Source organism: Micromonospora sp. DT228, assembly GCF_049841595.1.
In the GTDB taxonomy this organism is placed as follows: domain Bacteria; phylum Actinomycetota; class Actinomycetes; order Mycobacteriales; family Micromonosporaceae; genus Micromonospora.
Genome location: NZ_JBNCKO010000023.1, coordinates 45480 through 66830, shown reverse-complemented (window position 1 = coordinate 66830; position 21351 = coordinate 45480). Strand labels below are relative to the sequence as shown.

General features: G+C 71.7%; 21 protein-coding genes and 1 pseudogene. 21 read left to right on the top strand and 1 reads right to left on the bottom strand.

What is annotated here, in order from left to right; translation table 11 throughout:
- Positions 1-45 precede the first annotated feature (45 nt).
- From ACLQ29_RS31700 to ACLQ29_RS31605, 20 genes and pseudogenes are all read left to right on the top strand, one after another.
- The gene (locus ACLQ29_RS31700; RefSeq protein ID WP_357347205.1) at positions 46-426 is read left to right on the top strand and encodes a pilin; all 381 of its coding nucleotides are present in this window, start codon (positions 46-48) and stop codon (positions 424-426) included.
- Between the two features lie 5 nt (positions 427-431).
- Positions 432-1346: a hypothetical protein gene (locus ACLQ29_RS31695; RefSeq protein ID WP_425775050.1), complete on the top strand. Its 915-nt coding sequence runs from the start codon at positions 432-434 to the stop codon at positions 1344-1346.
- Positions 1347-1381: 35 nt separating this feature from the next.
- Complete coding sequence (locus ACLQ29_RS31690; protein ID WP_425775082.1) at positions 1382-2305, top strand: PrgI family protein; 924 nt, start codon at positions 1382-1384, stop codon at positions 2303-2305.
- Positions 2302-4092 carry a VirB4 family type IV secretion system protein gene (locus ACLQ29_RS31685; protein ID WP_425775049.1) on the top strand — a complete coding sequence of 597 codons (1791 nt, stop codon included), beginning with the start codon at positions 2302-2304 and terminating at the stop codon, positions 4090-4092. Before ACLQ29_RS31690 ends, ACLQ29_RS31685 begins: the two co-directional genes overlap by 4 nt.
- Before the next feature lie 41 nt (positions 4093-4133).
- Positions 4134-6602 (top strand): type IV secretory system conjugative DNA transfer family protein, encoded by a 2469-nt coding sequence (locus ACLQ29_RS31680; RefSeq protein WP_425775081.1) that lies wholly within the window; start codon positions 4134-4136, stop codon positions 6600-6602.
- Between the two features lie 211 nt (positions 6603-6813).
- Positions 6814-7689: a replication-relaxation family protein gene (locus ACLQ29_RS31675; RefSeq protein WP_425775048.1), complete on the top strand. Its 876-nt coding sequence runs from the start codon at positions 6814-6816 to the stop codon at positions 7687-7689.
- Between the two features lie 481 nt (positions 7690-8170).
- Entirely contained in the window at positions 8171-8887 is a 717-nt protein-coding gene (locus tag ACLQ29_RS31670; RefSeq protein WP_425775047.1) for a hypothetical protein, read from the top strand.
- 462 nt (positions 8888-9349) lie between these two features.
- Positions 9350-9982 carry a hypothetical protein gene (locus tag ACLQ29_RS31665; protein ID WP_425775046.1) on the top strand — a complete coding sequence of 211 codons (633 nt, stop codon included), beginning with the start codon at positions 9350-9352 and terminating at the stop codon, positions 9980-9982.
- Positions 9979-10371 carry a hypothetical protein gene (locus ACLQ29_RS31660; RefSeq protein ID WP_425759441.1) on the top strand — a complete coding sequence of 131 codons (393 nt, stop codon included), beginning with the start codon at positions 9979-9981 and terminating at the stop codon, positions 10369-10371. The genes ACLQ29_RS31665 and ACLQ29_RS31660 overlap by 4 nt, the downstream gene beginning before the upstream one ends.
- A 153-nt stretch (positions 10372-10524) precedes the next feature.
- Positions 10525-11436, top strand: a complete 912-nt coding sequence (locus tag ACLQ29_RS31655) for a MarR family transcriptional regulator (protein ID WP_425775045.1) — start codon at positions 10525-10527, stop codon at positions 11434-11436.
- Positions 11437-11530: 94 nt separating this feature from the next.
- Positions 11531-12208, top strand: coding sequence for a GGDEF domain-containing protein (locus tag ACLQ29_RS31650; RefSeq protein ID WP_425775044.1), 678 nt, complete (start codon positions 11531-11533; stop codon positions 12206-12208).
- A 104-nt stretch (positions 12209-12312) separates the two neighbouring features.
- Positions 12313-12900: a hypothetical protein gene (locus ACLQ29_RS31645; protein ID WP_425775043.1), complete on the top strand. Its 588-nt coding sequence runs from the start codon at positions 12313-12315 to the stop codon at positions 12898-12900.
- A gap of 408 nt (positions 12901-13308) precedes the next feature.
- Positions 13309-13512: a hypothetical protein gene (locus ACLQ29_RS31640; RefSeq protein ID WP_425775042.1), complete on the top strand. Its 204-nt coding sequence runs from the start codon at positions 13309-13311 to the stop codon at positions 13510-13512.
- Positions 13513-13567: 55 nt separating this feature from the next.
- Positions 13568-14605 carry a hypothetical protein gene (locus ACLQ29_RS31635; RefSeq protein ID WP_425775041.1) on the top strand — a complete coding sequence of 346 codons (1038 nt, stop codon included), beginning with the start codon at positions 13568-13570 and terminating at the stop codon, positions 14603-14605.
- Between the two features lie 103 nt (positions 14606-14708).
- On the top strand, positions 14709-15254 hold the full coding sequence (locus tag ACLQ29_RS31630) for a hypothetical protein (RefSeq protein ID WP_425775040.1): 546 nt from the start codon (positions 14709-14711) through the stop codon (positions 15252-15254).
- Positions 15251-16339: pseudogene (locus ACLQ29_RS31625) on the top strand (M23 family metallopeptidase); the annotation flags it as partial. The gene ACLQ29_RS31630 and the pseudogene ACLQ29_RS31625, both read left to right, overlap by 4 nt.
- 152 nt (positions 16340-16491) lie before the next feature.
- On the top strand, positions 16492-17715 hold the full coding sequence (locus ACLQ29_RS31620; RefSeq protein WP_425775039.1) for a hypothetical protein: 1224 nt from the start codon (positions 16492-16494) through the stop codon (positions 17713-17715).
- Positions 17716-17863: 148 nt separating this feature from the next.
- A complete protein-coding gene (locus ACLQ29_RS31615; RefSeq protein WP_425775038.1) occupies positions 17864-18073 on the top strand; it encodes a hypothetical protein in 210 nt (69 codons plus the stop codon).
- Between the two features lie 71 nt (positions 18074-18144).
- The gene (locus ACLQ29_RS31610) at positions 18145-19239 is read left to right on the top strand and encodes a DUF4314 domain-containing protein (protein ID WP_425775037.1); all 1095 of its coding nucleotides are present in this window, start codon (positions 18145-18147) and stop codon (positions 19237-19239) included.
- 109 nt (positions 19240-19348) lie between these two features.
- Positions 19349-19831 carry a hypothetical protein gene (locus tag ACLQ29_RS31605; RefSeq protein WP_425775036.1) on the top strand — a complete coding sequence of 161 codons (483 nt, stop codon included), beginning with the start codon at positions 19349-19351 and terminating at the stop codon, positions 19829-19831.
- An 83-nt stretch (positions 19832-19914) separates the two neighbouring features.
- Here the strand turns inward: ACLQ29_RS31605 and ACLQ29_RS31600 are convergent, their stop codons facing one another.
- Complete coding sequence (locus tag ACLQ29_RS31600; protein ID WP_425775035.1) at positions 19915-20055, bottom strand: hypothetical protein; 141 nt, start codon at positions 20053-20055, stop codon at positions 19915-19917.
- A gap of 120 nt (positions 20056-20175) precedes the next feature.
- Here ACLQ29_RS31600 and ACLQ29_RS31595 point away from each other — a divergent pair, with 120 nt between their 5' ends.
- Positions 20176-21348, top strand: a complete 1173-nt coding sequence (locus tag ACLQ29_RS31595; RefSeq protein WP_425775034.1) for an AAA family ATPase — start codon at positions 20176-20178, stop codon at positions 21346-21348.
- Positions 21349-21351: the final 3 nt, after the last annotated feature.

Sequence of the window (21351 nt, the reverse complement as noted above, 5' to 3'; positions counted from 1 at the left end):
GGTCAGGTCTGTTCGTGGCCGGGGCGCGGCGGGAGGTGAACCGCAATGTCCCGCACCCCACAGCAAACTCTCCGAATCCCGCGAGTCGTTCGTCTCGCACTCCGTGCGGCTCTACCGCTGGGCGGTGTCGGCCTGTCGCTAGCCGCCCCGGCCGCCGCGAACGCCGATCCCGGTGCCGCCGTTCACCTGGCGGCGAACTCGCTGCCCGTGGTGATTGCCAATCTGCAGGCCTGGGTCATGGGCATCCTGGCCGCCATCGCCACCCTCTTCCTCGTCCTGGCCGGCGTATACCGGGCCACGGCCGGCGGTGACCCGTCGCAGGTCGAGAAAGGCAATCTCGCCCTGCGCAACGCGCTGGTCGGCTACGGCCTGGCCGTCCTGGCCCCGATCCTGCTGCAGGTCGTCCGGGGCATCGTGGGGGGCTGATCGTCATGGGATGGGTCCTCGACCATGTTCTTGATTGGCTCACCACGGCTATCCTGGCCTGCCTCAACGCGATCTTCGACCTCATCACCGGCATTCTGCTCACCACACCGAAGGTCACCGTGCTGCCGCAGGTGCAGGCGCTCACCGGCCGGTCGGTCTGGATCGTGGACACCGTCTTCGTGTTGGCGTTCGTCGCCGCCGGCCTGCTCGTCATGGTCGCCGGCGGCGACGAACAATCCCGGTACACGATCAAGGACCTCCTCCCGCGACTGGTCGTCGGGTTCACCGCCGCGCACTTCTCCCAGTTGGCCTGCGACCAGCTCATCGATCTCGCCAACGCCCTAACCGCGGCGATCAGCGAGGGCGGCTACGACGGCGACGGCGCGTTCACCGCGATCCGCACCCACCTCGCGGCGGCACAGGACCGCACCGTCCCACTGTTGTTCCTGATCCTGATCCTGCTCATCACCGTCCTGGTCGTGACGGCCGCGTTCCAGCTGATCGGCCGGTTCGTTGCGCTGCTGGTGATGACGAGCATCGCGCCGCTGGCGTTGGCCTGCCACGCACTGCCGCAGACCGACGCCCTCGCCCGGCTGTGGTGGCGCGCCTACGCCGGATGTCTGGCGATCCCCGTGGCGCAGGCGTTCTTCCTCACCGCGGGGCAGCAGACACTGCTCGACCCGGCGACCATGCTGCCCGTGTTCGGCCTGCCCGTCGACCCGGGCGGAACAGTGAACCTCCTGGTCGTGGTGGTGCTGCTCTGGACCACCGTCAAGATCCCCACATTGTTGGCCCGCTGGGCGGGCCAGACCGGACGTAGCACGAGCACCATGCTCGGCGCGGTGGTCCGCGTCGTCGTGGTGCAGCAGCTGGCCCGCACCGTCCCCGGCCTGAACACCCTTCGGAGGAGCATCAGATGACCCGACCTGATCCGGAAGCGCCGTTGAGGGCACGGATGCCCGCCGACGTCGACGCCCCCGACAAGGTCGCCTACGGGCTGACGTTCCACCAGCTGGCGATCGTCGCCGCCGGCGCGCTGTGCTTCTACGCCGCGTGGCGCACGCTGCACGATGTCGTGCCGGTGCCGGTGTTCATCGGTGCTGGTGTGGTGCTCGGCGGGCTGGTCATCGGTTTGGCGCTGGGCCGCCGCGACGGCCTGTCCATGGATGTGTGGCTGCTGCACGCAATCCGCCACACCCGCACCCCCCGGTCGCTGTCGAACGCCAGCATCGCGGCGGATACCGGGGCGCCGGATTGGGTCGACACGCCCCAGCGCGGCCGGGTGCCGCTGCCGGCGCCGTTGCGGCTGCCCGCCGACGCCATCGACGACGACGGGGAGGTCAGCCTCGGTGGCGCGCGGGCGGCGATCGTCGGTACCACCACGGTGAACCTCGCGCTGCGCACACCCGGCGAGCAGGCGGCCCTGATCGAGGGGTGGGGTCGGTGGCTCAACAGCCTGTCGACGCCGACGCAGATCGTCGTGTCCGCGCAACCGGTCGACTTGGCCTCCCACAGCCGGGCTCTCGCCGCCGCCGTGGACGCCCAACAGCATCCGCGGCTGCGCGAGGCGTGCGCCGATCATGCGGAGTTCCTCGGCGACCTCGCCGCCCGGCGGGACCCGCTGCGTCGGCAGGTCCTGGTCGTCACCCGGACGGCGGCCGGCGAGCGCGCGCATGCCGCGCGGCGGCGAGCCGATGACACGGTGCGGGCGTTGGCCGGCCTCGGCGTCAGTCCGCGGGTGCTGGACGGCTCGGCGGTCACCGCCGCCCTGGCCGGCGCCGCCGACCCGTACCGGCCGCCGCGGCCGGGCGGCCTGGCCGCGCCCGACGCCGTCATCACCGCGGCGGCCCTCACCCGCAGGACAAGGAGCCAACGATGATCAGGAAGAGACTGTTCGGCGACGACAAGGCGCAGCCGCAGCCGGACTCGCTGGCGTCGGCGGTCGCGCCAGCCACGGTCGAGGTCACACCCCGGTGGCTGCGCGTGGGCGACGGCTTCGCCGCCACCCTCGTCGTGACCGGATACCCGGCCGAAGTGGGCCCGGCGTGGCTGGAGCCGCTGCTGTCCTGGCCGGGCCGGCTCGACCTCGCGTTGCACATCGAGCCGCTGCCGTCCCCGATCGCCGCCGACCGGCTCCGCAAACAACGCGCACGGCTGGAGTCGTCCCGGCGGGCCGACTCCGAGCGCGGCAAGCTCGCCGACCCCTACGTCGACGCCGCCGCAGATGACGCCGGTGACCTGGCCGAGCGGCTGGCCCGCGGCGCGGCGAAGCTGTTCCGCGTCGGCCTGTACCTGACCGTGCACGCCCGCACCGAAGACGAACTTCTGCAGGCGTGCGCGCAGGTCCGGGCCGCCGCCGCGTCCACCCTTCTGGAGGTGCAGCCCGCGACGTGGCGGCAGCTTCCCGGCTGGACCACCACCCTGCCCCTCGCGACGGATGGGCTGCGGATGCTGCGCACCATGGACACCCAGGCCCTCGCTGCCGCGTTTCCGCTGTCGAGCCCGGACCTGCCCGCTCCGCTGCCCGGCGACCCGCCGGCCACCGGCGGTGTCCTTTACGGGATCAACCCGGCCAGCGCCGGGATTGTCTGGTGGGACCGCTGGACGCAGGAGAACCACAACTCGATCGTCCTGGCCCGCTCCGGGGCCGGGAAGTCGTACTTCGTGAAGCTGGAGATCCTGCGCAACCTCTACCAGGGTGTGCAGGTCGCGGTGGTGGACCCCGAGGACGAGTACCTGCGACTGGCCGACGCGGTCGGCGGCAGCATCGTCCGGTTGGGCCTGCCCGGCGTGAAGATCAACCCCCTGGATCTGCCCGTCGGCGACCGGCGTCCCGACACGCTGACCCGCCGCGCTCTGTTCCTGCACACGCTCATCAGCGTGCTGCTCGGCCACGGGCCGCCACCGGCGGAGCGAGCCGCGCTGGACCGGGCCATCCTCGCCGTCTACCGTGCCGCCGGGATCACCGCGGACCCGGCCACGCACCACCGGCCCGCGCCGTTGCTGCGCGACCTCGCCGCCACGCTGCGCGCTGACGACGACCCGGCCGCCGCGACGCTGGCCGCCCGGCTCGCACCGTGGGTGCAGGGCAGCTTCGCCGACCTGTTCGACGCACCCACTACTCAGGCGCCGGTCGGCCACCTGGTCGTGTGGTCGCTGCGGCATTTGCCCGACGAACTGCGCACCGTCGGCACACTGCTCGCGCTGGACTCGATCTGGCGCACCGTCGACGCCCCACAACGCCCGTCGCGGCGGCGGCTCGTGGTGGTCGACGAGGCGTGGCTGTTGATGCGCGACGGCGAAGGCGCGCGCTTCCTGTTCCGTATGTCGAAGGCGGCACGTAAGCGCAACGCCGGGCTGACCGTCATTACCCAGGACGCCGCCGACGTGTTGGGCACCGATCTCGGCCAGGCGGTGGTGTCCAACGCCTCCACCCAGGTGCTGCTGCGGCAGGCGCCGCAGGCCATCGATGCCGTCGGCGAGGCGTTCGGGCTCACCGACGGTGAGCGGCGGCTGCTGCTCTCGACTCGCCGCGGCCAAGGGCTGCTGATCTCCGGGGCGAGCAGGACCAGCTTCGAGTCGATCGCCTCCGACGCGGAGCACGCCCTGTGCACCACCGATCCGGTCGAACTGGCCGACCTCGACGAGGAGGAGGGCGATCTGTGACACCGCCGACCGAAGCCCTCAGCTCAGCGCTCGTATCCCCGGTGCCCGGCCCCACCAGCGGGCCGGGCGCCGGCCCCGTCCCGCCCCCTACCGGAGCGGCGGCCGCGGTGCTTGACGCGGCTGTGTGGGCCACACAGCGGCCGTGGCTGGCGGCTGTCGCCGCTGGCGGGCTGATCGTGTGGATCGCGGTCCGCAACCTGGTCGAGATCGGGCGGCTCCGCCACCACGCCCGCGGCGCGCGCCTCGTGACGATCGCGCCGCCGCCGGAGGTCGACCCGCACAGCGCTGGCGCGTTGTGGGCGAACCTGGCCGGCGTGCTGACCCCGTCACGGCGGCGGCGCCTGCTCCACGGCGCCCCGCACGTCGTGTGGCAGTACACGTGGTCCGGCCGGCAACTGCTCATCTCGATCTGGGTTCCCGGCACCGTCCCCCCGGGAGCGGTCGAGGCCGCGGTGCGGGCGGCGTGGCCCAGCTCGGCCACCACCACCGACGACAACCCCCCGCCGCCGATCCCCCTGGACGCGCACCCCGCGGCGGGTGGGCACCTGCTGCCCGTGTACGCGGAGTGGCTGCCGCTGGCCACCGACCACGACACCGACCCGCTGCGCCCGCTGATGGCCGCCGGCGCGCAGCTTAAACCCGGCGAGTACGCCTGCGTGCAGGTCCTCGCCCGCCCGGCCACACCCCGGCGGGCGGCACGGGCCCGCCGCGCGGCCGGGCGGCTACGGGCCGGCACCACCGCCGTACCGGCGATCAACCCGGCCGCGCCGGTGCTGTGGGTGCTGGACGCGTTCCTGTCCGGCAGCGGCGGCACCGGCCGGTCTACGGCGTCCGTGTCCCGTCGGGATCCCACCGTGGAGCGCGACGTCCGGGCGATCCTGGACAAGACGGCGCATCCGCTGTGGCAGACCGGCATCCGGTACGCCGTCGCCACCACCAACCGGCGTCCCGGCGCCGACCCACGTGGCCGGCTGCGGGGCATCGCCGACACTCTCGCCTCGGCGTTCGCCATCCACACCGGCCGCAACCGGCTCACCCACCGCGCCCGCATGCGAGCGCCGGTGGCCGTCCTCGCCGCACGCCGCCTCGGCCCCGGATTCCTCACCTCCGCCCCGGAACTCGCGGCCCTCGCCGCGTTGCCGCAGGACCTCGCGGTGCCCGGCCTGGACCGGGCGCGGGCCGCGTCCATGCCGGCGCCGGTCGCCGTGCCCGGCGGCGGGCGTGGGGTGAAGATGCTCGGCGACGCCGAAATCGGTGGTCACAGTGTGGGGCTGTCGGTGACGGACGCGAGGTATCACATGCATGTGATCGGTTCCACGGGCTCCGGCAAGACCACGCTGCTGGTCAACATGGCTCTCGACGACATCAAGGCCGGCCGCGGCACCGTCGTCATCGACCCGCACGGCGACCTCGTCCTGGACATCCTCGACCGGCTTCCCGCCACCGTCGCCGACCGCGTCGTGCTCTTCGACCCCGACCAGGACAACCCGCCGACGCTGAACCCTCTCGAAGGCGACGACCCTGACCTGGTCGTCGACAACCTCGTGTCGATCTTCGGGAACATCTTCGCCAAGGCGTGGGGACCGCGGATGGACGACGTGATGCGGGTGGCCTGCCTGACCCTGCTGCGCCACAACAACGTCACCCTGCAACACATCCCGCCGCTGCTCAACAGCCCTCAGTTCCGCTCGGCGATGACGGTGGACCTGGACGACCCGGCCGGGCTCAGCGGCTTCTGGCAGTGGTACGACAGCCTCAACGACAGCCTCCGCTCGCAGGTCATCGGACCGGTCCTCGCCCGGCTGCGCGCGTTCCTGCTGCGCGACTTCGTCAAACGCACCATGCGCTACCCCAAATCGAGCTTCGACATGGGCCGCGTCCTCGACGGCGGAGTGCTGCTCGTCCGCATCCCCAAGGGAGTGCTCGGCGAGGACACCAGCCGGCTGCTCGGCTCCCTGATCCTCGCGCAGGTATGGCAAGCCACCACCGCCCGCGCCGGCGTCGAACCCGACCGGCGCCGCGACGCGACCCTGATCATCGACGAGGCACAAAACTTCCTGACCCTGGCCAACTCCCTGGACACGATGCTCGCCGAAGCCCGCAAGTACCGGCTGTCGCTCGTGCTCGCCCACCAGGACCTGGCCCAGTTCCCCCGCGACCTGCTCGCCGCGGCGTCGGCCAACGCCCGCAACAAGATCTACTTCACCGTCGCGCCGGAAGACGCGAGAGTCCTGTCCCGGCACACCCTGCCGGAACTGGGCGAGCACGACCTCGCCCACCTCGACGCGTACACCGCCGCCGCGCGGCTGGTCGTCAACGGCCGCCAGACCCCGGCGTTCACCATGAAGACCCGGCCGCCGAAGCCGATCGTCGGGGAGGCGACCGTCATCCGTCAGGCCGCCGCAGCGGCGGTACCGAGCCAGGACACTAGCGCCGTCGACGACCTCGTCGAACGGCTCAGCCGCAGACCCAACGACCGTCGCTCCCGTCCGAAGAGCGACCGGAGCTAACTGTCTCTGTCAGACGGTGGCGTCGCCCGGGTCGCGCACCGGCTCACCATCGGGATCGTCACGGGTGACCGCCGGGCATCCGCAGCACAGTGTTGACCTGGGCTGTCAGTGCCGCACACACCCCGTGACAGGCCCTCCGCACCGGCCTCCCTCGTCCCAGACACCCCTCCCGACCGGGAGGGGAACCCCATCCTGCCCAGGAGCAACCGTCGTGTACTCCCGTGTTCCCCCCGCCTCCCGCAACCCCGATCCCCTAGCCGTCTTCGGTCGCATCGTTCCCCGCGACCACGCCCTCCTCAGGCTGCTCGCCGAGCACTACCTGCTGTCCACCGCCCAAATCACCAGCGCCCTCTTCGACACCCGGCGCACCGCCCAACGGCGGCTGACGATCCTGCACCGCCTCGACGTGCTGCACCGATTCGGCCGCAGCGGCGCCCACGGCCGATACGGGTCACTGCTCTACACCCTCGGCCCCGTCGGGTTGCAGCTACACCCAACCGTCTACCACGACCCCACCGGCACCAGCGGCAAAGCGCCGCGCAGCTCGCTGGAACGCGCCAAGCGGATCGCCGCCAGCGGCCAGGTCAACCACCTGCTCGGCGTCAACCAGTTCTTCACCGACCTCATCGCCACCGCCCGCCACACACCCAACGCCCGGCTGTCGCGCTGGTGGTCCGAGCAGCACGCCACCACCGTCTACGCCCAGTCGGGCATCCGCCCCGACGGGCACGGCGTCTGGACCGTCGGCGACACCTCGACCGGCTTCTTCCTCGAGCACGACAATGACACCGAGAACCTGGCCCGGGTCGTGGCCAAGCTGCGCGGCTACGAACGCCTCACCACCTTCGGCCCCCGCTACCCCGTGCTGTTCTGGGTCCCCAGCCGGCGCCGCGAGGCCAGCCTCCTCGCAGTGCTCGCCGGACTGCGCACCGCCAGCCCGATCGCCACCGCCGTCCACGGCCCCGACCCGGCAGGTCGGGTGTGGACCCTCGTCTCGGACCCCAGCCACCGGCGGTACCTGCACGAGCTGCCCTGCGACCACGGCCCCGACACGGTCACCAACCCGCGGCGCTTCGACCACCGGTAAAACTCACACCGCCGGCCAGCGCGCCGACAGTTGCCAGAGTGAGCACCTCCGGCAAGCCGACTACCGTCGCCGACGTCTGTCAGCAAACAAGGTCATCTGTGAGAGCCATGAAGGCTCACAGCGTCCGCGCCGACGACGGCTGCCCCATGAGCCGGAATGCCCCACATCGCAGGTCAACCCCACTTTCCGGCGATCAACTCGTCGGATCGGCCTGACAGAACAGACCGCTACCGTTCACGGCACTAACACCCCCCTCATAAATCCCCACCCCGGTCCGGTCCCACCTCGGAACCACCGCCGCACCTACCGGTGCGCCTCGCCCACCCGCCCCTCCCGGGGCCGGTCGGCACCGCGCCGCGCGGCGACCCCAGGTCGCACCCCACCAACCCGCACCGCACCTCTCCGCAACCCGACCCACGCACCCCAGTGGGCCGGTCATCTCCGCGCGCCCTGACGCGCCCACCCCCAAGGAGGACCACTCGTGCCCAAGAACCCGACCAGGAAGGCCACCTCGCCGGCTGTCACACCGACGGCGACGATCCACACCATGATCGTCTGCGTGCCGGGGGACCTGCCCCGCGAGTCCCTGACCGCACACCAACTCGACCGCAACTTCGGCGTGCAGGGCACGCTGTCGCCCCGCTTCTGGGCCAGCCCCGCCCTGCACCTGTGGCAGCGCAGCCAGATGTTCGGACTGCGCAAGGGCCGCCCGGCCTACTGCGCCGGCGGACCAGCGCGACTGCTCGACCTGACCGGCATGCGCCACGCCGCCGGTGTCGGGGCGGGCATCCGCCACCAACTGTTCAGCCGCGCCGTGCACGGCACCCGCAACGCCACGCCGTGGCACGTCTACGAGGCCCGCCACCTAGCGGACCCGCAGCAATACCCGTGGGACACGGCCGTCGCGGACTTCACCCATCAGCCCCGGGTCAACGCCATCCGGATGCACAACGCCGCCACCTACGGCGCCGGGCAGATCCGCCTCAGCGAACTGGAGATGTACCAGGCCGGCTGCATGGCCTACCAGCACCACAGCGCCCTGAGCGCCCTCGCGGGCGACGCGCTGATCACCGCCGAAGGGGCGAAGCTGGCCCCGGCCAGCGACGCCATGGCCGACCGGGTGACCTACCTCGAACAGGCCAACCGGCTGCTCGACGCCATCGACACCAACCAGCGACTGCTCGCGGTCGCGCTCTGACAGAGCCCGCCAAGAAGGAGACAGGCCCGACGGGCCGGGTCATGGTCCTGATCGGCGAGGTCGAACGCCTCGCCGCCGCCTGCGTCCGCGCCCCGCGAGGCGGCGCCGCGAACCGCTAGCCATCCACGCGCACCTCATCGCGCAGCTTTGGGCCGCTGCACGCACTGGCGCACCACCCTGCTCACCATCCTGGCGACCGGCTCACGGTATCGGCAGGCACCCCGCGAGCCGCCGCATCTCGCCCCGGCGTGCCAGCCGCCCCTGGCAGGGGCGCTGACTGCGCTGCCGGCCAGCGAGACGGCCGCCCTTTCCCTCTTGCGCGGAAGCCGGCGAGCGCCGGCACCAACCCCTGCGCACCTCACCGAGCCGTCGGCGACCAGGCCTTGGTCGCCGTCATCACCCTGCCTGAAGGGACACCGCTCCATGATTCACCTTCCGATCTGCCCCGTCTGCGATGAGCCGGTGGCAGACCAACCCGCCACGCACTGGACCAACGCCTACCGCGGCGGCATTCCGTGGTGGCATCTGGCGGACAACAGCCCGATCTGCGCGGCTGCCGACGGCCAGCACTCCCAGCCGGCCCTCGTGGCCGACCCGCTTCCGGTCGACAGTCAGACCAACCCCTGGCTCGACGAGTTGAGCCGCCTGTTCGCTGTCGACGGTCCCTACAACCCCGCCCGACTGGGCAGCGCCATCACCGCCGCCGAGCACCTCACCCGCTGGCTGCACACGGCCACCGGACCGTTCAGCGCGCTGCTCACCCTGCCGGCACCCTCCGACGTCGCATCCCTGATCGGGCACCTGCACCGCAGCACTCGGCTGCTCGCCCGGGTGCACGCACAGATCGGTTCCTACCTCCTCGACCAGGCCCGCCAGGCACACCTCGCCAGCCTCGATGACAGCGAGGGGCGCAGCGAGGTCATCGACGCCGTCGACGACATCCGCGCATGGTTGCAAGACGCGGCCGACTGGCTCGCCCAATCGGCGCAGGCGTCAGGGATGGCTTGGTCCAGCGTCCGCAAGGTCGCGGCCGCGAGTCACCTCGGCGCCTCCTCCACCGCTGGCGATATCGACCCGCAGGAGGGCCAGCGGTGACGAGTCCTGACTACACGCCGCGTCAGGGCAGCACAGCCGTCTTCTCCGGTCGGTGGCTGCGCTACGAACCGGTCCCTGGCTTCCACCGCTACCACGAGGGCTACCTCGCGACGGTGACCGGTTGGTGGAACGGCAGCTTCGAACTCGCCCTCGACCACGAGGCCGTGATCGCCCTTACCCAGACGTTCGACGCGATGGCCACCTACGTCGGCGATGACTGGCGCACCGTCGGCTTCGACGGACACACCCTCACCATCGCCCGTCCGGTGTCCCTCGGCGGCGGCGTCCACCTCGTCGAGCCCACCCGGGGGCGGTACCGGATCGGCTGGGGCCTTCCGTGGCTGCCGGTCGACCCGAGCCGCTGCGACCGCGTCTTCGGCCAGCCATAGCCGCACCGCCCACCAGCACGGGGGCCTGGCAGGCCCCGAGCGTCGACGGCATCCCGAGATCCGGTCACCGCACTTGATCACGAGGCGTCATCGAAGCGTGGATCAGTGCACGCCACATCCCGGCAGACGCAACAACAGCCACAGGGAGGACTCATGGACAACCCCACCGACCAGACCGCGGCGCCCAGCGCCCTCGACAAGGTCGCCGCCGCTCTGGCAGCACTTGGCCAGGACACGGCCGCCGCGATCGCGCAGCGCGCCGGCGTCGGCTACTCGACGGCCACCAAACGACTTCGCACCCTGGCAGAGGCAGGCCAGTCCGAACCGTTGCGCGCCGACGACGGCCGCACGCTCTGGCGGCACGTGGCGAACGCGGCGAACAGCACCGACAGCGGCGACCCGCAGGCGACCACGACCGACGCCAGGAGCGACCCGCCCCCCGCACTGACGGACGACAACGGCGACGAGGCTCACGGACCGGACGAGGCCCCCGGACCGGCGGAGGCGGCGAACGCCGCCTCGGTGGCGAGACCGGACGACGAGTCGACCAGTCTCCAGCCGGACGACGAACGCCGACCAGCGTCGGACAGCGACGCGGGCCGGCCAGTCCTACAGGACCCACTCGCCAAGCCGGACCACGTCCCCGAGGCACCGACCACAACGGAGGCGAGCGAGGCTTCCCCGGCCGACGCCGAGAATCCGCCCGCAGCCGACGCGTCTGGTCAGGTAGAACTCGGGCCCAGTCTGGACCCGGCGGGCAGCGACGAACCCATTGCGCCCAGCAGCCCGTCCGAGGCAGCAAGCGCGTCAGGTGGCGGGAAGCCGCGCCGGTCCAAGGGCAGCCTGCGCGGGGCCATCCTCGACGTTCTCGAAGCCCATCCCGGCCAGCCGTTCAAGACCAGCGAACTGTGCAAGGCCATCGACCAGGCGAACGAGGGCACCGACTCGGCAAAGGCCAGCGCGGGCGCGGTCGTCAACGCCGTGCACAAGCTCGTCACCGACGGTGTCGCCGTTCAGGTCGCCGAGAGGCCAGCAACGTTCCAACTCGCCCCGGCAACCACCTAGCAGACCCGTTACCGCTGGTAGCCCGGGGCGGGCGTCGAACTTGGCGGAACCACGCCCGCCCCGGTGCTCCTTAGTTCAGAAGGAGCGACGTCAAGTGTGTCACCTGAGCTCGTACCTCACCGCGGCCGGCGGAATCCTCGCCGGTCTCGCCGTCGCCGCGGCACTGCTCTCCCGGCAGCGGCACATCATTCACCATCAGCGGCGCGCGTTGGCTGCCCGCGACCGTGACCGGTCCTACTGGCATCGGCTGGCCACGCACAACGACACGAGCGACCTGCCGAACCGGCGGGCCCTGTGGACCCACCTTCAGGCCACGTTCTCGCTCGGGGAACCGCTCGGGCTCGTCCTCATCGACCTGGACCGGTTCAAGCAGGTCAACGACACCTACGGCCACGAGCACGGCAACGACCTGCTGCGCGAGGTCGGACGCCGCCTGAGGGCACTCGGGCCGTCGGTGGCCCTGGCCGCGCATCTCGCCGGCGACGAGTTCGCCCTCGTCGTGCACGGCCACGACGGCGAGGTCGAGACTGCCGCCCAGGCCGCCCACCGGCGCATCTCGGAACTCCCGTACGAGATCGCCGGGCAGCAGGTGATCGTCACCGCCAGCGTCGGGTACGCGCTCGCCGAGCCGGACATGCTGCCCCGCGACCTCCTGCACGCTGCCGACCAGGCCATGTACCTGGCCAAACGCAAGCGCTGCGGCGTCCGCGCCCACGACCCGGACCACGCCACGCCGCCGGGAAACTTCATCCGCTACCGCGACCTGCGGTAACACGCCCCCGACGCCAACCGCACCACGTCCGCGCACGCACCAGGAGCCCCGCAGGCGATTCGGCCTGCGGGGCTTCGCGTATGTCAAGGAGCCAGATCCCCGTGATGTCCTTCAACACCGTCCACACCCTGACCGGGTGCCTGCTGCACATTGAGGCCAACGCCGACCTACTCGGCTGGGGCCGCCCGCCTCTCCTGCTGCTCATCCAGGACCGGCCGGCCCCAACCGCACCGCACGGCACCAGACGCCAGATGCGGGCCGTGCACCTACCGCTCAACGACACCCGCATGGGCCGCTACCGCGCCGGACTCGCCGACCTCCTGCCCGACCTCACCACCGCGCTCGACATCAACCAGCCGGTCGCCCGGCCCACCCTCGCGGCCTGCGTCGACATCGACCTGATCACGAACCTCCTCGCCGATCCCACCCCCGGACTCCGCCTGCTGGCCTGGACCGTCTGCTACGAGGACGTCCTCGTCGAGTCCGACGACCTGCACGAGATCCGCCGCGTTGACGCGGTCGACGCCGACCGCCGCAGCTACCGGCTCACGAGGCTGCGACGCGAACCGCACCCCGTGGTCCGCGTCGACGACCACGACGACCACGACGACGCACCGGCCACTCGCTCCGCACTGGCGCGTCTCATCCAGACCACCAGCAGGCCCGGCCGAATCATGCCGGCGGCCTCCTGAGGGCCGCCGACGGCCTGCCGGGAGCGCGGGTCCCGACCTCACCGGCGCGCCGCACACCGTGCCCCCTACGGCACCACCTAGGTAGACGACTTGACCTTGGCCGAGAGAAGAGCGTCGATCAACCAGGTCATTGTCCAGGGCGGCTATCAGGCACCACGCGATCGCCCCCGGCCGGATGGTGACCGCTGCCCAGAACCCGACGGAAGGTCATCCACCATGTCTGACCGCAGCCGAATCCGACCGTCTCACCGCGCCCTCGTCCCCAGTGACGTCAGCGACCCCCTGCTGTGGCGGCTGGCCGTGGACGTCCTCACCGCACACCAACCCGGACCCAGCAGCCGGTGCGCCAACCTGCAGTGCGCCAACCAAGCCGGGCCGTGTTCGGCCGCCAGGCAAGCACAACGGGCGATGCGCGCCGCACGAGGCGCACCAACGCCACACCTGCCGCAGCCGGCACCCACCGGCAACCTCGCCCTACAGAGGCCGGGCCGCGACTGCGGCGGCTTCGTCGGCTGGTTCACCGGCACCGCCACGCGCCTACGAACGCGGATCCCGCAACGGCTGCCCCGCCGCGTCCCCGCCGCGACCCTGACCGCCGCGTACGCCGCGTAGCCACAGCCCAGACGCGACGACCACCGCCACTGAAACCCCCGAGCAGGAGGACCTCATGACATTTCGCACCGAGACGACCCTCGCCGGCTATGGGCGAGCCGCCGTCGAGATGAAGACCCGCATGCACGAGTACTGCGCCAGCACCGCCGGCGACGAGTACACCCGGGCCTTCGTCGAAACGCTGATCGCCAGCCGTCCGGAAGACCACGACGACGAGGCGCATCGCCACCAGAAACTCGCCGACGTCATTAACCGCGCCAGCGGTGCGGTCTGGGCGCAGGGCGAGGCGTACGTCCTCGCCCCCGCCATGAGCGCCGTCGTCGCCGCGGCCGCCGAATCCCTCGACCTCACCGGCGACCTGCTCACCGCCGATGCCGCCCCCACCGACGGCGGTGTGCTTTTCCTGCCCGAACCGATCTACCACCGCAACCTGGCCGGACGGGTCAGCGCCATCGCGGCGATCACCTGGGCCACCATCGCCTCCCCCAGCGGGCGGTCATGGCTGATCTGCGGCTGGGCCAACCGGGACGACCCGGAGGATCCCCACGCCACCCGTATCCAGGGCTACGCCCGCCAGGACCCGACCCTGCTGTCGCGCCTCGGCCCGTACGTGATGACGAGCCTGGACATGCTGCCGATCGCGGCACCCGTGCCTGCCGTCGCACACCCGGACATCGACGAGCCCGACCGCGACTGGGAGACCGCACCCGACGGCCGGTACGTGATCGCCGACGCCACCGCCCGCACCAGCGTCTGCGCGGCGATCGCCTACGCGTTCTGGCGCATCCAGGACCAACCCATCAGCGTCGCCGCGCCCGCGCCACTGGACCGGCCCGCCCGGCGCTGCGCCGCACGTGCCCGCATCGTGCACGACACCCGCGTCGTAATGCTGCGGCGCACCTCGGCGATGCCCGAGCCTGCCGACGGTCCCGCCAAATGGCACTACCGCGTCCGGTTCGTCGTACGAGGCCACTGGCGTCGCCTCATCGACAAGCACGGACAGGCGCAAAGGATCTGGGTCCGCGTGCACCTCAAGGGACCGGACGACGCGCCGCTGCTGCACGGCGAGAAGGTCGCCGTCCTCGCCCGCTAGCCCCGGCACCCGCACCGAAGCGACAACGACGACCGCGCGGCCCGCCACGGCCGCGCGGTCGTCGCCTACCCGAACACAGCACCGCGACGAGGAGACACGACCCGTGGACACCATCTGCTACGTCAGCGCCACCGACCCCGTCCGGCCGAGCATCGTCCGCGCCCGCTACGTCCACTTCGACGGCTACCCCTTGGCGCTTATCCCGCAACTGCGCGGCATCTGGACCAAGACCGCCCGCCGCGACACTCACGCCCTCATCGACGCGGTCCTCGCCCACGACTGGTACTACCTCGGATCCGACGTCACCCCCGACACGCGATCCTTCCCGAACCAGCACCCCGTGCGGGGAGTCGGTGTGACGCTCGACGACGCCGAGCCAGAGCCCGTCACCGTCTTCCCGCTCAGCCGCGCCGTCGACCTCGACGCCTCCTGGATCTACGTGATCAACCCGACCGACCACACCATCACCGCCCACACCGGCGACGGCGATCCGGCCGGCGTCCACCCCCTCGGCTCACCGGCAACCAGGCGAACCACCGCCCTGCCCGACCGCGCCTCTCCCCACGTCCAGCGACACGTCACGCCTTCCCGCGCGCCCACGACGCGGCCCTACCGCGCCCGTCACCTCGACCGCCGGGAGCCGACGTGAAGCTCCGATCTCTGGTATCACTCGCGGTGGCGCTCGTCGCCGTGTTCATCCTCTGCGCCGGTGGGCTCGGCGGATTCCTCGGCGAAGGCACCGCCGCCGCCGGGTGTGTCCCCGTAGCCACCTCACCCGGCTCCTCATCGACCACCACGGCGTCACCCGCCGGGCCGCCGAACCTATGGCCGGCGATCGGCGACTGGGACAGCGACCATGTCAGCAACGCCGCCGCGATCGTCACCACCGGCGCCCGCCTCAGGCTGCCAGCCCGCGGCTGGGTGATCGCGGTCGCCACCGCCATGCAGGAGAGCACCCTGCGGAACCTGGCCGGCGGCGACCGCGACTCAGTCGGGCTGTTCCAGCAACGCCCCAGCCAAGGGTGGGGCGCCCCCGCCCAGCTTCAGGACCCCGTCTACGCGTCGGAGAAGTTCTTCGGCACGTTGGCCACGATCAGCGACTGGCAGGCGATGCCACTGACCGAGGCCGCCCAGGCCGTGCAGGTCAGCGCCTTCCCCGACGCCTACGCGAAATGGGAGGCACCGGCCACCCACCTGGTCGCCGCGATCGCCGACACCACCGGCCTGCCCACCGACGGCCTGGCCGGGTGCGGCGCCACCGGCCCGTGGACGCAGCCGCTCCTCGCCCCTGTCGGGTCGGGATTCCGTACCGGTCACCGACCCGGCCACGACGGCGTCGACTTGAGCGCCCCGCGCGGCACCATCATCCGCGCCGCTTCCGCCGGCACCGTCCGCACCGTCGGCTGCAACGCCGTTAACGCCGACACCGGCGCCGACTGGGGCTGCGACCGCGACGGCGACCCCATCCTCACGCGCGGGTGCGGCTGGTACGTCGACATCGACCACGCCGGTGGCCTGCTCACCCGCTACTGCCACATGGACCGGCCCCCGATGGTGACGATCGGGCAGCCAGTCGCCGTCGGCCAACCCATCGGCGTCGTCGGCTCCACCGGCCACAGCTCCGGCCCGCACCTGCACTACGAGGTGCATCAGAACGCCGATGCCAGCCCGAGCGGCGCGATCGACCCGGTGCCCTTCATGGCCGCTCAGCACGCCCCACTCGGCACCAGGCCCTCATCGGCCGATACCGCCGCGACTGACAGCCGCCCGACCGCAGGCGGCATCCGGATCCCTGCGCTCGCCCAGCCGTACGGCTAGGCGCAGCCGGCGTGCCGCAGATCGGCGCGCCAGTCAGCACACCGAACCCGAACAGAGGAGGTACCACCATGTCCTACCAGCCAGCCGACCCTGTCGTTGCTGAGCACGCGGGCGAACTGTGCCTGATCGGTCACCTTCACGCGGACGGAAACACCGCCACCGTCGTGGCCATCGCCGACCGCAGCGACCCGGCGCATGTCCTGGCGCTGCTGCGCGGCATTCTCGCGGATGTCGGTAGCGACATGCGGCTGTTGACCGAACAGATCATGACCCACGGCTGGACTTCCCTAGACCCAGCCCACCGAGCGGCAGAGGCATCGGCGCACGTATCGGCCCGGCTTCTCGATTTGGGCGAGGCCAGCGTGCCGGCAGGCGCGGAGTGGTTGTACCTGCTCGGTGATCGCGAACCGATGGTGCTGGTGTACGAGGCGACGGTGCACGGCACCTGGGCCCGGCACAGCCGCCACGGACTGCTAGCGCCCGCCGACACCCCGCTGCCAGGCGGGCTCGGCACCGCCGGGGACCTCGCGACCGGGCACCGCGAGCACCAGTGGCGGCCCGCGACTGTCGGACTCGCCGGCCTGCGCACCTCCTGGCAGGCCGAAATCTGCTCCACGGAATGGGCACGTGGCGTCATCGTCGCCCGCCTCGCTCAGGACGTGCTGCGCGACGTCATCGATGTGACGCGGGAGTGGAACACGGGACGAATGCCAGGATCCGGCCTTCCTTCGCTGACCCTCGTCGAGCACGTCCTGATCGTGTTGTGGTTCAACGGCTCCGGCCACGAGCAGACACAACAGATCACGCCGGGTGTCGGGCTGCGGCACGCCGGGATCGGCCCGGACACCGTCCGGCTTCCGAACCTCAACGTTCACTACACCATCGGCCAGCACGTCCTGCCGTGGACTCTGCCCACCGAGGAGCGTCTCGGCTACCGACCCGACGAGCTGCGCAACGGCGTCCCACCGATCCGGGAGTGGATCACCGAGGCCGGCTTGCACGCCGCCTACCCACCCCTGCGCGGCTATCCGCTGTCCCTCATCGCCGCCGCGCTGGCCGACCTCGCCGACAACAGCCCGGCGGCGCTGGCCAGCTACGACCACCCGTACCAGGTCTGTCTGGTCGCAGGCGGTCACGGCCTCATCGTCGCCCCCACCGCCTGGAACGCCCGCTCCCACGTGACCTTGCCACGACCCTTGGGCGGCACCTGGACCGAAGACCCGCTCGTCCCGGTCTTCAGCCCCTGGCAGGTCGCCACCCACTGCCGGATCCCGCACAGCCGCCACCACTGACCCATCCATATTCAGGAGACATCGAAGGGACGACCGTGTCCAACCGAGACAGCCGATCACCGAACACACAGCCCGCGGCGGAGCAGCCCGCCTGGATCGCACTGCTGCACACTCCGCTGCACATGCCCCCGACGAGGGCGGCCCGGAGATGACCGTCTGCACCGTCTGCGGCGCGGTCGACGAGATCGACCACGTCGAGGTCCCGTCCATGGCCGGCTACGGCCACGACACCGCCACCAGCTGCACCCGCTGCGGATCCTCGGTCGCCACCGACCCGATGTTCGGCGCCCGCCTCACCCGCAAGCCCTGGCCACCACACGCCCCCACGACGGGTGACGCGACGGGCAGCACCCGATGAGCACGCCCGACCAGATGCCACCGCCCCCGCCCACCAGCCGCGTCCCATCCACTCACCGATTGGAGAGCACCATGACCTACCAGCCCGGCCAGCGCGTCGCCCTGGTCCACACCAGCGACCCGCACACCCGGCTGCGGCCCGGCGACACCGGCACCGTCCGCAGTTACGACCAGCGACAGAACATCGTCGAGGTCACCTGGGACAGCGGCTCGGCCCTGTCGATGTGCCTCGACGCCGGTGACCGCATCGCACCGGTCACCACCACCCCGCCGCCCGCTGGCGGGCTGGTCGGCGAGGCCGCCGGATGGGCCGCCGCGCTGCGGCGGATGCTCGCCGCCGGCACCGAGGCCGGCCAAAGTGCCGCCGAGTGGTGGGCCCAGGACACCATCGGCGCCCGCGCCAGCGGCGACACCCGCCTGGCCGCCCGCCGGGTCCTGGCCGGCATCGACGACGGCGATCCCGCCGTCCTCGACGCCCTGCCCCGCTACACCTCAGCGGGAGAGTCAGTCGACATCGCCGGGTGGGAGCTGTTCGCCGACGCCACCGGCGACACCACGGGCTGGTTCGGGCTTCGCATCCAGCAGCGCGACGAGGCGATGACCGTCTACCGCGACGCCTTCGACACCGCCGCCACCGACCGCGTCGCCGACCTGTGTCACCTCGCGGCCAGCCCCACCGGCGCCGACGTGTCCCACCTGCACCCCGAGAAGGTCCGTGTCGGCGACGTCGGCGTGTTCTCCGGCGACTGGGCGCGCACCACCGGACCCGACGGCGGCGACCGCATCGCGGTCGGGTTCGTCGGCACCCTGATCGAGCACTGGAACGGGTGGGCGGTGTTCTCCTGCACCCGCGCGGTGGCCGAGGCGATCGTCGCCGAGCAGCAGCGGCACCGCGACGAGTACCGCGACAGCCTCCGGGGTGAAGGCGTGTCGGCGGACGAACTGGATCGGCGGGTCGACGCCGCGCTGGCCGACCTGTCCTTCGACGGCGACGTCATTGTCGCCGACCAGCGCGCCCTGGCCGACGACCCGGAAGCCATCGAGCGCCTCACCCCCGACGGCGACGGCCGGTACGTGGTGATGGGCCGCAGCTGGTGCTGGGAGGCCGTCGACCCCTACGCCTGCGACCGGATCGGCGGCGACCTGCCCGACACCGACCAGGCATAGGCCGGGCACCCCCAACCAGACCCCGCCGCGTCTGCCGAGGCTGAGCCAAATTCGGCCGCGGCATCCGACACGCCCCACGACAGCTAAGACCAACAGGAAGGAAACCCCAGTGACCATCCGTAGCCAAGAGGAGATCGTCACCCGGGTATGGGCTCTGCGGGCCAACCGCTGGGACATCTTCGGCTTTCGGGAGGAGGTGCTCGTGGAGGCACTCGATCTCGACCACGCCCGCCTGGTCCTCACCCCCCGCCACCCAGCTGAGTGGATCCAGCGGGTCGACCACGAGGCCTACGCCCGGGACTACCTGCGATTCGCTATCGGGAAGATCATCGACCACCGAGGCAACTCGGCGAGCCGGTCGGTGGACAAGCTCGGCGAACTCGCCTGGCTCCTCGGCCGCGACGACATCGTGGCGGCGATGGACCACGCCGGATACCCGATGTACGGAGCACCCAAGGTCAAGGCGTTCGCCGACAGGTTCGACTGGCCGTTCCTCGACGACCTCGACGGCGACGACCAGCAGTCCCTGGCCAGGATGGCCGAGGGACAGCAGTGCGACCCACGGGGCTGCGAACAGGGCTGCGCCGACTGACCACGACCCGGCCACCGGCATCGGCCCCGACTCTCACGTGCACCCACGGTCAGCGGGCGCCCCCGCCATCCCGCACCCGCGCATCAATTCGACTTGATCGATTGAGCTGTGGGGCGTTGCATCGTCGGCGCCGACACCGCCCGCGCGACATCGACCAGCACGCACCAGCGGCGACCCTGCGCGTCGCCGTAACCCTTCAGCACCACCGGGGTGTGGTCGCCCACCTGCCCGGCCCGATGCGGGCCGGCAGGGGTTGGCCCCACCCGTCTCCGCTGTGCGGTACCCACCGCCCGCGCACCCGGAGACGGGTGCGCGGGCCCGACCCTTGGAATCGAGGCAACCCCATGACCACACCACACACGACGATCCCGCCGGCCGGTCCACCGCAGAACGACCCGGCCCTAGCCGGCACCGGCGAGACGCCCACCACCGATGCCACCTCCGGCCGGTCCGGCTACCTCTACCGCAACGTCGCCCTACACCTGGCCGGTCACCCCGAAAGCATCCTCAAGGTCGGCGAGATCACCCGGGCGATCGGCGCACCGTCCTCCGGGGCGGTGTTCGAGGCATTGAAGAAGATGGCCGCCGCCGGGCACGCCACCCACTACCGCGACCCGCACCACCGCTTCCAGATCACCCAGCCCGGCATCGACGCCGCCGGCACCCTCCCGCCCGCCGCGCCCCGCACCCGCTCCGGCGGCAGCGGTGGTGGCCGGCAGTCCCGGCCCGCGCCGGTGCCGCGCCCGAACGGGACGCTGTACCACCCGCGGCGGCTCGGCAAGGGCTGGGACGTCGAGGAACTGCGACGGCTACGCGCCCAGCAAGTACCGGTGCTGCTGTACGGGCCGCCCGGCACCGGCAAGACCGCCATGGTCGAGGCCGCGTTCCCCGACCTGCTCACCATCGCCGGCACCGGCGACACCGTCGTCGACGACTTCCTCGGCTCCTACAACCCGATCCCCGGCGGCGGCTACGAGTTCGTCCACGGGCCCCTCGTCACCGCCATGCGTGACGGGCGGGTGCTGCTGGTCGACGACGCCACCCTCATCCCGCCCCGCGTCCTGGCCGTGCTGTACCCGGCCATGGACGGCCGCGGTGTCATCACCATCCCCGCCAACGGCAACGAGACCGTGCAGGCCGTCAACGGGTTCTACATCGTCGCCGGCCACAACCCGGGCGTGCACGGCGCGGTGCTCACCGAGGCCCTGGCCTCCCGGTTCACCGTCCACCTGCACGTCACCACCGACTGGGACCTCGCCCGCCAACTCGGCGTCCCCAAGCAGGTCGTGGCCGCGGCGATCGACCTCAACGCCGACCTGACCGCCGGCAAAACCGTATGGGCGCCGCAGCTGCGCGAACTGCTCGGCTTCGTCACAGTCCGCGACCACCTGGGCATGACCGCCGCCCTGGCCAACCTGGCCGGCATCGCCCCCGAGGACGCCCGCGACGACGTCACCGCCGCCCTGTCCCGACACACCGGCACGCCCATCACCGCGCTCGCCCTCGGCAAGCGCTGACCC

Coding starts and splice junctions, on each gene's coding strand:
- ACLQ29_RS31690 (WP_425775082.1), top strand. CDS start 1,382: ATGCCCGCCGACGTCGACGCCCCCGACAAGGTCGCCTACGGGCTGACG.
- ACLQ29_RS31635 (WP_425775041.1), top strand. CDS start 13,568: ATGACATTTCGCACCGAGACGACCCTCGCCGGCTATGGGCGAGCCGCC.
- ACLQ29_RS31645 (WP_425775043.1), top strand. CDS start 12,313: ATGTCCTTCAACACCGTCCACACCCTGACCGGGTGCCTGCTGCACATT.
- ACLQ29_RS31700 (WP_357347205.1), top strand. CDS start 46: ATGTCCCGCACCCCACAGCAAACTCTCCGAATCCCGCGAGTCGTTCGT.
- ACLQ29_RS31640 (WP_425775042.1), top strand. CDS start 13,309: ATGCGCGCCGCACGAGGCGCACCAACGCCACACCTGCCGCAGCCGGCA.
- ACLQ29_RS31615 (WP_425775038.1), top strand. CDS start 17,864: ATGACCGTCTGCACCGTCTGCGGCGCGGTCGACGAGATCGACCACGTC.
- ACLQ29_RS31655 (WP_425775045.1), top strand. CDS start 10,525: ATGGACAACCCCACCGACCAGACCGCGGCGCCCAGCGCCCTCGACAAG.
- ACLQ29_RS31685 (WP_425775049.1), top strand. CDS start 2,302: ATGATCAGGAAGAGACTGTTCGGCGACGACAAGGCGCAGCCGCAGCCG.
- ACLQ29_RS31595 (WP_425775034.1), top strand. CDS start 20,176: ATGACCACACCACACACGACGATCCCGCCGGCCGGTCCACCGCAGAAC.
- ACLQ29_RS31620 (WP_425775039.1), top strand. CDS start 16,492: ATGTCCTACCAGCCAGCCGACCCTGTCGTTGCTGAGCACGCGGGCGAA.
- ACLQ29_RS31695 (WP_425775050.1), top strand. CDS start 432: ATGGGATGGGTCCTCGACCATGTTCTTGATTGGCTCACCACGGCTATC.
- ACLQ29_RS31610 (WP_425775037.1), top strand. CDS start 18,145: ATGACCTACCAGCCCGGCCAGCGCGTCGCCCTGGTCCACACCAGCGAC.